Here is a 12,660-nt window from a genome sequence, read left to right on the forward strand (position 1 = left end):
TATCTGGCAGGCCCTGCTCGGGGTCGAGCGGGTTGGTCGCCACGACGGCTTCTTCGAGCTGGGTGGGCATTCGCTGCTGGCCACCCAGGTGGTGTCGCGGGTGCGCCAGCAGCTGCAACGGGACGTGTCGCTGCGCACCCTGTTCGAGCACCCGCAGCTGAGCGATTTCGCCCGCGCCATCGAGCGACCGCTGGCCCAGGCCGAGCCGCCGCTGCTGCCGGTTTCCCGCGAGCAGCCGCTGCCGCTGTCCTATGCCCAGGAGCGCCAGTGGTTCCTCTGGCAGCTGGAGCCGGAAAGCGCCGCCTACCACATCCCCTCGGCGCTGCGCCTGAAGGGCGAGCTGGATATCGGCGCCCTGGAGCAGGCGTTCAGCGACCTGATCGCCCGGCATGAATCGCTGCGCACGCACTTCGGCCAGCAACAGGACACCACCGTCCAGATCATCGCCGCGCCCTACCCGCTTTCCATCGACCTGGATCACCTGGCGGCCACAGCCACCGCCGAGAGCTGGTTGCAAGCGGAGATCAGCCGTCCGTTCGACCTGCGCCGGGGGCCCCTGCTGCGTGCCCGCCTGCTGCGCCTGGACGAGCGCGACCACATCCTGGCGGTCACCCTGCACCACATCGTCGCCGATGGCTGGTCCATGCAACTGATGGTCGAGGAGCTGGTCCAGCTCTACCACGGCCACGCGCAAGGGCTCGCCACCAGCTTGCCGGCGCTGCCGATCCAGTACGCCGACTACGCCGCCTGGCAACGCCAGTGGATGGACGCCGGCGAACGTGACCGGCAACTGGCCTACTGGACCGCGCAGCTCGGTGGCGAACAACCGGTGCTCGAACTGCCGCTGGACCACCCGCGCCCGGCCGTCAGTCGCCACCTGGGGGCTCGCCTGCACTTCGAGATCCCCGCGGAACTCACCGCCCGCCTCAAGCAACTGGCCCGCCAGCACGACATGACCCTGTTCACCCTGCTGCTGGCCTCCTTCCAGGCCCTGCTGCACCGCTACAGCGGCCAGGCGGACATCCGCATCGGCGTGCCCATCGCCAACCGCAACCGCCTGGAAACCGAGGGCCTGATCGGCTTCTTCGTCAACACCCTGGTGCTGCGCGCCGAACTCGACGGCCAGATGCCGCTGCCGGCCCTGCTGAAGCAGGCCAGGCAGACCCTGCTCGCCGCCCAGGCGCACCAGGACCTGCCCTTCGAACAGCTGGTGAACGCCCTCTCGCCCGAGCGCAGCCTGGCCCACAGCCCGCTGTTCCAGGTGATGTACAACCACCAGACCGCCAGCGGCAGCGAGCGCGCCCTGCCCGTGATCGCCGACCTCGAAGTCGACGCCATGGGCTGGAGCAACCACACCGCCCAGTTCGACCTGACCCTGGACACCTTCGAGCGCCAGGGCGACGACGGCACCCTGCAGGCGATCCTCACCTACGCCACCGACCTGTTCGAAGCGCCCACCATAGAGCGGCTGGCCGATCACTGGCGCAACCTGCTCGCCGCCATGGTCGCCAGCCCCAACCAGCGCCTGGCCGAGCTGCCGATGCTGTCCAGCGCCGAACAACAGGCCAACCTGCTGGCCTGGAACCCCGCGCCCACCCGCTTCCCGGTGGAGTCCTGCCTGCACTCGCTGTTCGAGCAGCGCGCTGCCGAGGCACCCGACTCCATCGCCCTCAGCTTCGAAGGCCAGACCCTCGCCTATGGCGAGCTCAACCGCCGCGCCAATCGAATAGCCCATCGCCTGATCGCCGAAGGCGTGCGACCGGACACCCTGGTCGGCCTGGCCGCCGGGCGGGGCCTGGAAGTGATCGTCGGTCTGCTGGCGATCCTCAAGGCGGGCGGTGCGTACGTGCCGCTGGACCCGGCCTACCCGGAAGATCGCCTGGCCTACCTGATCGAAGACAGCGGGCTTAGCCTGCTGCTGGCTGAAGACAGCGCCCGCGAGCGGCTGGTCATCCCGCCGCAGGTTCGGGTGCTTTCCCTGGAGCCCGACGATGGGCAAGGCCGCGACGACAACCCCAACGTAGCCCTCAACCCCGCCAACCTGGCCTATGTGATCTACACCTCCGGCTCCACCGGCAAGCCCAAGGGCGCCTTGCTCAGCCACGCCAACGCCCTGCGCCTGTTCACCGCCACCGACGCCTGGTTCGGCTTCGGCCCGCAGGATGTCTGGAGCCTGTTCCACTCCTTCGCTTTCGACTTCTCGGTGTGGGAGATCTTCGGCGCGCTGCTGTACGGCGGTCGCCTGGTGATCGTGCCGCAGTGGGTGACCCGCTCGCCCGATGAGTTCCACGGGTTGCTCTGCCGCGAAGGCGTCACCGTGCTCAACCAGACCCCGTCGGCCTTCAAGGCGCTGATGGGCGTGGCTTGCTCTGCCAGCAGCCAAGCCGACGCACTGCGCTATGTGGTGTTCGGTGGCGAAGCACTGGAAGTTAAAGGCCTGGCGCCCTGGTTCGAGCGTTTCGGCGACACCCAGCCGCGCCTGGTGAATATGTACGGCATCACCGAAACCACGGTGCACGTCACCTGGCGCCCGCTGTCTCGCGACGACCTGCACCAGGCCGCCAGCAGCCCCATCGGCGAAGCCATCCCCGACCTGACCTGGTACCTGCTCGATGGTGCCCTCAACCCGGTGGCCCAGGGCTGTACCGGCGAGCTGTATGTCGGCGGCCCGGGCCTGGCCCGTGGTTACTTGAAGCGCCCGGCATTGAGCGCCACACGCTTCGTGCCCAACCCCTTCTCCCATGACGGCGAACGGCTGTACCGCACCGGCGACCTGGCGCGCTACCGCAGCGACGGCGTGATCGAGTACATCGGCCGCCTGGACCAGCAGGTGAAGATCCGTGGCTTCCGCATCGAGCTGGGCGAGATCGAAGCGCAGCTGCTGGCGCACGCATCGATCCGCGAAGCGGCGGTGCTGGCCCAGGACGGCAACGGCGGCCCGCAACTGGTGGCCTACCTGGTGCCTGGCGGCGACTTCGACGAAGCCAGCCTGCGCGAGGCGCTGAAGGCCCACCTGCGCGAACACCTGCCGGACTACATGGTGCCGGCGCACCTGCTGTTCCTCGACCACCTGCCGCTGACCACCAACGGAAAGCTCGACCGCAAGGCCCTTCCGGCGCTGGATGCCAGCGTGGTGCAGGCCGCCTACGTGGCGCCGCGCAACGACCTCGAACGGGGTATCGCCGACATCTGGCAGGACATCCTCAAGGTCGCGCGCATCGGCGTGACCGACAACTTCTTCGAGCTGGGCGGGGATTCGATCATCTCCATCCAGGTGGTGAGCCGGGCGCGCCAGGCGGGCATCCTGTTCACCCCGAAGGACCTGTTCCTGCACCAGAGCGTGCAAGAGCTGGCCGCCGTCGCCCGCCTCGGCGAAGCCCAGGTCATCGACCAGGGGCCGGTGACCGGGCCGCTCGCCCTGCTGCCCATCCAGCAGACCTTCTTCGACACCGACATCCCCCAGCGCCAGCACTGGAACCAGGCCGTCCTGTTGCGCCCGACTGCCCGGTTGCAACCGGTGCTGCTGGAACGGGCACTGGCGGCCCTGCTGGTCCACCACGACGCCTTGCGCCAACGCTTCGCCCAGCACAACGGTGCCTGGCAGGCCCAGGTGCTCGCACCCGACGCCCTGCGCCCGGTGCTCTGGCACCGCCAGTTGCCCACGGTTGCTGAGCTCGCGGCCCTCGCCGAGCAGGCCCAGCGCAGCCTCGCGCTGGAGTCGGCCGAGCTGGTCCGTGCCGTGCTGGTCGACCTGGCCGACGGCAGCCAGCGCCTGCTGCTGGCCATCCACCACCTGGCGGTGGACGGGGTTTCCTGGCGCATCCTCTTCGAGGACCTGCAAAGCCTCTACCGCCAGCTCGACGCCGGGCACGCACCGACGCTGCCCGCCAAGACCAGCTCCACCCAGGCCTGGGCCGAGCGCCTGCACGGCTATGCCGCGAGCACCGCCGGCCGCGCCGCCCTGCCCTACTGGCTGGCGCAACTGGCCGACGCCCCGGTCGACCTGCCTTGCGACAACCCCCACGGCAGCCTGTGCAACAGCCAGGCCAGGACCCTCAGCAGCCACCTCGACCAGGCCGCCACCCGGCGCCTGCTGCAGATCGCCCCGGCGGCCTACCGCACCCAGATCAACGACCTGCTGCTGACCGCCCTCGCCCGCGTCGTCGCCCGCTGGAGCGGCCACCCGGACGTGCTCGTGCAACTGGAAGGCCACGGCCGCGAGGACCTGTTCGACGACATCGACCTCACCCGCACCGTGGGCTGGTTCACCAGCCTGTTCCCGGTGAAGCTGAGCGTTGGCGACGACCTCGCCGGCTCGATCAAGGGCGTCAAGGAAACCCTGCGCGCCTTGCCCGACAAGGGCCTGTCGTTCGGTGCCCTGCGCCACCTGGGCGAGGCCGACACCCGCCAGCGCCTGGCCGCCCTGCCGACGCCGCGCATCACCTTCAACTACCTGGGCCAGTTCGATAACAGCTTCGACGATGCCGAAGGCGCGCTCTTCGTGCCGGCGCCGGAAGGCAGCGGCCAGGAACAGAGCGAGGAGGCCCCGCTGGGCAACTGGCTGACCCTCAATGGGCAGATCTATGGCGGCGAGCTGAACATCGGCTGGACCTTCAGCCAGGACATGTACGACGAGGCCACCATCGCGCGCCTGGCCGAGGCTTACAGCCGCGAGCTGCACGCGCTGATCGAGCATTGCTGCACCGCCGGCAGCCGGGGCGCGACGCCGTCGGACTTCCCCCTGGCCGGGCTGACCCAGGCGCAGCTCGACAGGCTGCCCCTGGACCTGGCGGCGATCGAGGACATCTACCCGCTGTCGCCCATGCAGCAAGGCATGCTGTTCCACACCCTGGAGGCCTCGGAAGCGGCCTACTACATCAACCAGATGGCGGTGGACGTCGAAGGCCTGGATGCCGAGCGCTTCGTCGCGGCCTGGGACGCGGTGATCGCCCGCCACGAGATCCTGCGCACCGGCTTCTGCAGCGAGAGCCACCTGGCCCAGCCCCTGCAGGTGGTCTACCGCAGCGCCCGCCTGCCGGCGACGCTGCTGGACTGGAGCCAGCGCGAGGTGACGCCCGAGGCCCTGCCGGCCCTGGCCGAGGACGAGGCCGCACGCGGCTTCGACCTGCTGCAAGCGCCGCTGATGCGCCTGACCCTGGTCAACCTGGGGAACGGCCGCGCGCACCTGGTGTGGACCAGCCACCACATCCTCATGGACGGCTGGAGCAACTCGCGCCTGCTGGGTGAAGTGCTGGAAACCTACAACGGCCTGGAGCCCGCGCCGCGCCGTGGCCGCTACCGCGACTACATCGCCTGGCTGCAGGCCCAGCCCGGCGAACCCCTGGAAGCCTTCTGGCGGCAGAAGCTGCAAGCCCTCGAAGGGCCGACCCTGCTCGCCGACCACCTGGCGCCGCGCCCCGACGCCAATGGCGTCGGCCACCAGGCGCTGTACCTGCACTGGGACCGCGACGCCACGCAGCACCTGCGCGAGCAGGCCCAGCGCTTGCGCGTCACCCCCAACACCCTGATCCAGGCCGCCTGGCTGTTGCTGCTGCAGCGCTGCACGGGGCAGGCCACCGTCTGCTTCGGTGCCACCGTGGCCGGCCGCCCCACCAGCCTGCCCGGCGCCGACAAGATGCTCGGCCTGTTCATCAACACCCTGCCGATCATCCAGACGCCGCGCCCCGAGCACTCGGTGCGCCAGTGGCTGGAACAGCTGCAGGGCTACAACGTCGAGGTGCGCGAGCGCGAACACACCCCGCTGGCGGAGCTGCAACGCTGGTCCGGCCAGGGTGGCCAGGCGCTGTTCGACAGCATCATCGTGTTCGAGAACTACCCGGTGGACGAACGCCTGCAGGAGGCGGAGCAGGAGCACCTGCGCTTCGGCAAGGTCAACGGGCGCGACGTGACCAACTTCGCCATGGACCTGGCGGTGCACCTCGAAGACACCTTCAGCATCGAGTTCCTCTACCTGCGCAACGCCTTCACCGAAGAGGCCGTGCAGCTGATCCGCAGCAGCTTCGAAACCCTGCTGCGGGCGCTGCTGGCGCAGCCGGACGCGCGCATCGGCAGCCTGCCGATGCTGCCCCCGGCGGAGCAGGCGCTGCTCGAGGAGCAGAACCACTTCCTGCCCTCGCAGGCCCAGCCGCTGCTGGCGGAGCAGATCCGTCGGCACGCCCTGGTGCAGCCCGAGGCGATCGCCGCGGTGTGCGCCGGGCACAGCCTGAGCTACGCCGAACTGGAGCAGCGCGCCACCCACCTGGCCGCCGAACTGAACCAGCGGGGCATCGGCCCGGAGAGCATCGTCGGCGTCGCCCTGGAACGCTCGGTGGACACCCTGGTGGCCTTCTACGCGGTGATGAAGACCGGCGCGGCCTACGTCCCGCTGGACATCGAGCACCCCGCCGAGCGCCTGCGCTGGGTGGTGGAGGACTCCGCCATGCGCCTGCTGATTAGCAGGCGCCCGCTGTGCGAGCGCTTCGACGGCTTCTGGGCAACGCCGCTGCTGCTGCTCGACGAGCCGCTGCCCGCACGTGCCGCCGACGAGCTGCCGGTGCACGCCGAAGGGGGCCACCTGGCCTACCTGATCTACACCTCCGGCTCCACCGGCAAGCCCAAGGGCGTGGCGGTGGCCCACGAGGCCATCCGCATGCACTGCCAGGCCATCGGCGAGCTGTACGAGATGACGGCGCAGACCCGCGAGCTGCTGTTCATGTCCTTCGCCTTCGACGGTGCCCAGGAGCGCTGGCTGACCACCCTGTCCCACGGGGGTTGCCTGGTGATCCGCGACAACCGCCTGTGGACCGCCGAGGAAACCTGGCAGGCCCTGCACGAACAGTGCATCGACATCGCCTGCTTCCCGCCCGCCTACCTGCAGCAACTGGCCGAATATGCCCAGGCCCGGGAGCAGTCACCGCCGCCGGTGCGGGTCTACTGCTTCGGCGGCGACGCGGTGGCCGAGGCCAACTTCGAGCGGGTCAAGCGCGCGCTGAAGCCGGTCACCCTGACCAATGGCTACGGCCCCACCGAGACGGTGGTCACGCCGATGCTGTGGAAGACCGCCGCCAGCGGCACCTGCGGCGCCCGCTACGCGCCCATCGGCTCGCGGGTCGGCCAGCGCAGCCTCTACGTGCTGGACGGCCACCTCAACCCGGTACCCCGTGGCGTCGCCGGCGAGCTCTACATCGGTGGCGAAGGCCTCGCACGCGGCTATCACCAGCGCCCGGGGCTCACCGCCGAACGCTTCGTCGCCGACCCCTTCTCCATCGGCGGCCGCCTGTACCGCACCGGTGACTGGGTGCGCCAGCGCGCCGATGGCGTCATCGACTACCTCGGCCGCCTGGACAACCAGATCAAGATCCGTGGCTTCCGCATCGAGCCGGGCGAGATCGAGGCGCGCCTGCGGGCCCTGCCCGGCATCCAGGACGCCGTGGTGGTCGCCCGCGAGGTCAACGGCAGCCAGCAACTGATCGGCTACGTGTCCGGCGCCGCCGAGCTGCAGGGCGACAGCCTGCGCGCGGCGCTGCAGGGCGAGCTGCCGGAGTACATGGTGCCGGTGCACATCGCCGTGCTGCCGGCCCTGCCGCTCAACGCCAACGGCAAGGTCGACCGCAACGCGCTGCCGGCACCCGACCTCGGGCTGCGCACCTTCGTCGCACCGCGCAACGACACGGAACGCGCCCTGGCGGACATCTGGCAGGAGGTGCTGGAGATCGAGCGGGTCGGGGTCACCGACAACTTCTTCGAACTCGGTGGCGACTCGCTGCGCATCCTCAAGGTGCTGTCGAAGCTGCGCGCCCGCCCGGAACTCGGGCTGACCCTGAAGCTGCGCGACATGATCGGCAAGCCCACCATCGCCGAGCTGTCCGGCTACGACGAGCAGGTACGCGAACCCGATCCGCTGCTGGCGCTCAACACGCCCGGCCAGGCCGGCGCGGCGCTGTTCTGCCTGCACGCGGGCTTCGGCACGGTGTTCGACTACGAGCCCCTGGCCCGACGGCTCGAAGGGCGCTGCAGCGTCCATGGCATCCAGTGCCGCATGCTGCTGGACCGGGACTGGCAGGACCACTCCCTGGAGGCCATGGCCATCGACTACACCCGCTTCATCCGCCGGCAGCAGCCCGAGGGGCCGTACCGCCTGCTGGGCTGGTCGCTGGGCGGCGCGCTGGCGTTGCTGGTGGCCCAGGAGCTGGAACGCCAGGGGCAGGAGGTCGAGCAGGTCGGGTTGGTGGACTGCTTCACCCCGGTCGGGTCGCACGAGGACGACGGCGAAGGCTGGGAGCGCGAGCTGAGCGCCTTCCTCGCCACCCTGCTGGGCGTGCCCGCTGATGCGCTGCCGCGCACGCCGCTGCCCCCGGGCAGCGACTCGCAGACCGTGCGTCGCTGGATCATCGAGGCCCTGGAGGCTGCCGGCGGCGATGTCGCCCGCTCGGCCATCACGGCGGACGAGCTGGCCCAGACCTTCCTCGCGGCGATGAAGCTCAAGCACCTCTCGCTGGCCTGGCGGCACGTGCCCCGCATCGCGGCGCCGACGGCCTGCTGGTGGGCGACGCAGGGCCGGCCCGCCGGCGAGCAGCGCCTGTTGCAGGGTCACTTCCCCGCTGCCGGCTCGCACCAGGCCGTGGCCGCGGGGCACTACGACATCCTGCGCCGCCCGGCCCTGCTCGACGACCTCCTCGAATGGGTGCTGGACAGCGAGCCGGTCGCAGGCTGACACCCGGCTCCCGGCCTGCCGGGGGCCCCTTTTTCCATCCGTACCGACGATAAGGAACATCTATGTCCCTGGACCCGAATCTCGAAGCCTTCCTGGAGCTGGCCGAGCTGGGACGCTTGAGCGGCAAGAGCCGCCCGATGCACGAGCTCAGCGTCGAGCAGGCGCGACAGGAGTTCTCCACGACCTCGCACGTGCTCGACCCCGACCCGCCGGGCTCGGTGGCGGTGACGCCGCTGGGCATCCCCGCCCGCGACGGCGCGGAGCTGGAGGCTCGCCTCTACCGGGCGGAACACCGGCAGGGCGAAGCGCTGCCGACCATTCTCTACTTCCACGGTGGCGGCTACGTGGTGGGCGACCTGGACTCGCACGACCCGGTGTGCCGCCGCCTGGCCGCCAGCGGGCGCTTCGCGGTGCTGGCCCCGGCCTACCGGCGCGCCCCCGAGGCACCCTTCCCGACCGCCGTCGATGACGCCAGCGACTGCGCCAACTGGCTGGTCGGGCACGCCCGGGAACTGGGCCTCGCCCAGCGCTTCGCCGTGGCCGGCGACAGCGTGGGCGCCACCCTGGCCACCGTCCTCGCCGCCGAAGCGGTGATCGCGCCGGAACGGCAGCACCTGAAGCCCTTCGCCCAGCTGCTGTTCTACCCGGTCACCGACATCAGCCGGCAACGGGAATCCCACCGCCGCTACGCCGAGGGCTACCTGCTGGAAAGCCTGACTCTGGAATGGTTCTACCAGCACTACTGCACCGCCGGGCAACGCCTGGACTGGCGCGCCTCGCCGCTGCTCGGGCCAGCCACCGCACCGCTGGCGCCGACCTACCTGTCGCTGGCCGAGTACGACCCGCTGGTGGACGAAGGCCACGCCTATGCCGACCACCTGCGCCAGGGCGGCACCGAGGTGACCCTGTCCCTGGAACGCGGCTTCACCCACGACTTCCTGCGCATGTCCGGCATCACCGACGAGGTGGCCTCGATCTACCGCAACGCGGAGCAATGGCTGCTCGCGCGCTGACCCTCCCGCCGGATCGTCACCGGTAACCCCTCCGTGCCACCCCGGGCTGAAGCCCGGGCTACGGTGCTGACATGGGCTCTTGTAGGGTGTGCCGCGCGCACCGCCGCTCGGTGTTTCAGGCGAGGTCCTGGGTCTCCTGGCACACCCACGGCATGGGTTTCGCTTCGCTCGCGGAACGCCGCCCGACGCATCCTACAAAAGCCGTGCTACGAACGGCGCGGCAATGCAAAAGGCCCATGCTTGTGCATGGGCCTCTTGGTTTCATGATCGTCCGGGATCGCTGGAGCCTGGTGTCGCGTAGCCCTGTGGGGCCTGGATCAGAAGAACTCGCCGCGCAGGGTCAGCATGAAGTTGCGCGGAGCACCGTAGTAGTTGCCGTATTCGGAGGTTCCCACGGTTTCGTAGTAGCGACGGTCGAACAGGTTGTTGCCGTTGACGGCCACCGTCCAGTTGTCGTCCACCTTGTACTCGACCATCGCGCCGTACACGGCGTAGCCGCCCTGGGTGAAGTCGTAGGGCGTCCGGTTGATTGGATTGCCGATGGAGTCGAAGTCATAGGCGAAGCCGGACACGTAGTTGGCGCTCTGCACTTCCACGCCGCCGCCCACGCGCCATTTCTCGAACTGGCCCGGCAGGGTGTAGACGGTCCACAGCTTGGCCAGGTGGCGCGGGGTGATGCTGGTGTAGTCGCTGGCTTCGGTCTGGTTGTCGGTGATGTTGAGGGTGTAGCCCGCGATCACTTCCCAGCCGGGGGTGATCTCGCCGGTGGCCTCCAGGTCGATGCCCTTGCTGATGACCTTGCCCTGGCCGATGAAGCAGCAGCTGCCGCTATAGCTGAAGGGTGCCTGCGGATAGGAGGGATCGGTCATCGCCTCGTTGTGGCGCTTGGTGTAGAACAGCGCGCCGGAGAGGTTCAGGCGCCCGTCGAAGAGTTCGCCCTTCAGGCCCATTTCATAGGTCTTGCCGGTCATGGGCTCCACAGCGCTGGAGGAGCCAACCGGCCCTTTGAGCTTCTGCGCCTGGGGCTTGAAGATCTCGGCGTAGCTGACGTAGGCCGACCATTCGTCATCCAGCGCATAGATCAGGCCACCGAATGGCACCAGCTTGGTCGGCTCGCGGTAGCGGATCTTCGACTGGTAGCTCCAGACCCCAGCGGTCTTGGTCTGGTAGTCCTGCTCGTACTTGTAGCGCTGCGCGCGGGCACCGAGCACCAGCTTCAGCGGGTCGGTCAGCTGCAGGCGCACAGTGGAATAGACGCCGTACTGTTCGCGGGTGTTGGGGCTGTAGTCGCGCCAGTAGTCGTGGTCGGTGGCGTTGGTGGGCAACGGCGACGCGCCGGGGTTCCACAGGTCGATGTAGCCCCCCTTGCCGAGCATGCCGTCGGCGGCGCGCCAGCGGCTGGTGACCTTCTGGTAGTCGGCACCGACCAGCAGTTCGTGCTGGCGGCCGAAGGCGTCGAACGTGCCGCTGAGGTTCGTATCGAACACCGACTGCTTGCTCCAGGACGACACGTAGCTGCCCCACCAGTAGGGGCCGATGTTGGTGGTCTCGTCCACCGAGCCGTAGGGGATGATGCCTTCGGTGTCGGACTTGTTGTACGTGTAGGTGTAGCTGGTGTTGAGCTTCCAGAATTCCGACAGGTAGTGGTCGATCTTGAAGAAGACTTCCTCGTCGTGGCCGTCCATGTAGGCCTGGCCGGTGGTGTACCAGGTGTGGCGCGGCAGGTGCAGGTCGCCGCCACGGGAGTAGCGCGGCAGGCCGTCGCCGGTGCCGTTCTCGTGGGTGCGGGCGTAGCTGGCGCCGACGGTCACCATGGTGTCCGGGGTGAGATCGGCCTCCAGCACGCCGTAGAAGAAGGGCTCTTCGGTGCTGCGGTTGTCCATGAAGTACTGGCGGTCCTCGTAGGACACCACAGCGCGGCCGCGCAGCTTGCCGTCGAAGCCCAGCGGGCCGGTGATGTCGGCCTCGGTGCGGTAGTTGTCCCAACTGCCGGCGGAGGCGTTGAACTTCAGCTGGTACTGGTCCAGCGGGCGCTTGCGCACCAGGTTGATGATGCCGCCCGGGTCACCGGTGCCGCCCAGCAGGCCGGAGGAGCCGCGCAGGACCTCGATGTGGTCGTACTCGGCCAGGTTGTACAGCTTGTTGCCGTAGAAGGTGCCCACGCCGGAGCCGATGTCCATCGGCGCCGCGCCATCGATCTGCACGTTGTCGATGCCGAAGCCACGGGAGGCCAGCTTGGGCAGGCGGTAGGTGCCGTTCTTGACGGTGATGCCCGGCGTCATCTTCATCGCGTCGGATAGCGTGGTCATGCGCCGGTCCTCGATCAGCTGGCTGCTGATGACCGACACCGACTGCGGCGTTTCCTTGAGGCTGGTGGGCGTCTTGGAGCCCACGCTGGTCAGCCCCGTGGTGTAGGAGCCGGAATTCTCGGTGGCCTCGCCCATGCCCTGGCCGGAGACGAAGGTGGTACCCAGGTCGAGGACGCTGCTTTCCCCGGCGCCGCCGGTGAGGAGGACCGTGTTGTTCTCGATGCGGTAGGTGACGCCGGCGCCCCTGAGCAGGGTTTCCAGGGCGGCTTCCACCTCCATGTTGCCGCTCACGGCGGTCGACAGCTTGCCCCTGACCAGATCGGCGCTGTAGAGGATCTGCACGCCGGTCTGCTCGCTCAGGGCGGTCAGCGCCCGGTCGAGGGCTTGCGCGGGGATATCCAGCTGTTTCGGGGCTGCACTCACCGGCCCGCCCAGGACCGCCCCCAGCACCATCGCCGAGAACAGCGCGCTCAGCGGTCGCCGCGAGGCATAGGGCAATCTCCATGAACGCCGTTCAACATCGTACTTCTGCATGCTTTACCGTCCTGTCGTGAGAGTGCGGCGCCACTTCGCTGGTGAAGCGCCGATGTTCGGATGTGCCCTGCCGACTGCGCCCTTGGGGAAT

The 12,660-nt window shown here is 69.1% G+C and carries 3 protein-coding genes; 2 read left to right on the forward strand and 1 reads right to left on the reverse strand.

Annotated features, from left to right (window positions below; translation table 11 throughout):
• Positions 1–8,713 (forward strand): amino acid adenylation domain-containing protein (locus WFQ67_RS30125; protein WP_337058996.1); only part of this gene is annotated, 8,713 nt, incomplete at its 5' end.
• A 62-nt stretch (positions 8,714–8,775) separates the two neighbouring features.
• Positions 8,776–9,726 (forward strand): alpha/beta hydrolase, encoded by a 951-nt coding sequence (locus tag WFQ67_RS30130; protein ID WP_337058997.1) that lies wholly within the window; start codon positions 8,776–8,778, stop codon positions 9,724–9,726.
• 317 nt (positions 9,727–10,043) lie between these two features.
• On the opposite strand, the gene WFQ67_RS30135 is transcribed toward WFQ67_RS30130, so the two are convergent.
• The gene (locus WFQ67_RS30135) at positions 10,044–12,569 is read right to left on the reverse strand and encodes a TonB-dependent siderophore receptor (protein WP_337058998.1); all 2,526 of its coding nucleotides are present in this window, start codon (positions 12,567–12,569) and stop codon (positions 10,044–10,046) included.
• Positions 12,570–12,660: the final 91 nt, after the last annotated feature.

It is taken from the genome of Pseudomonas sp. USHLN015, assembly GCF_037153275.1.
In the GTDB taxonomy this organism is placed as follows: domain Bacteria; phylum Pseudomonadota; class Gammaproteobacteria; order Pseudomonadales; family Pseudomonadaceae; genus Metapseudomonas; species Metapseudomonas tohonis.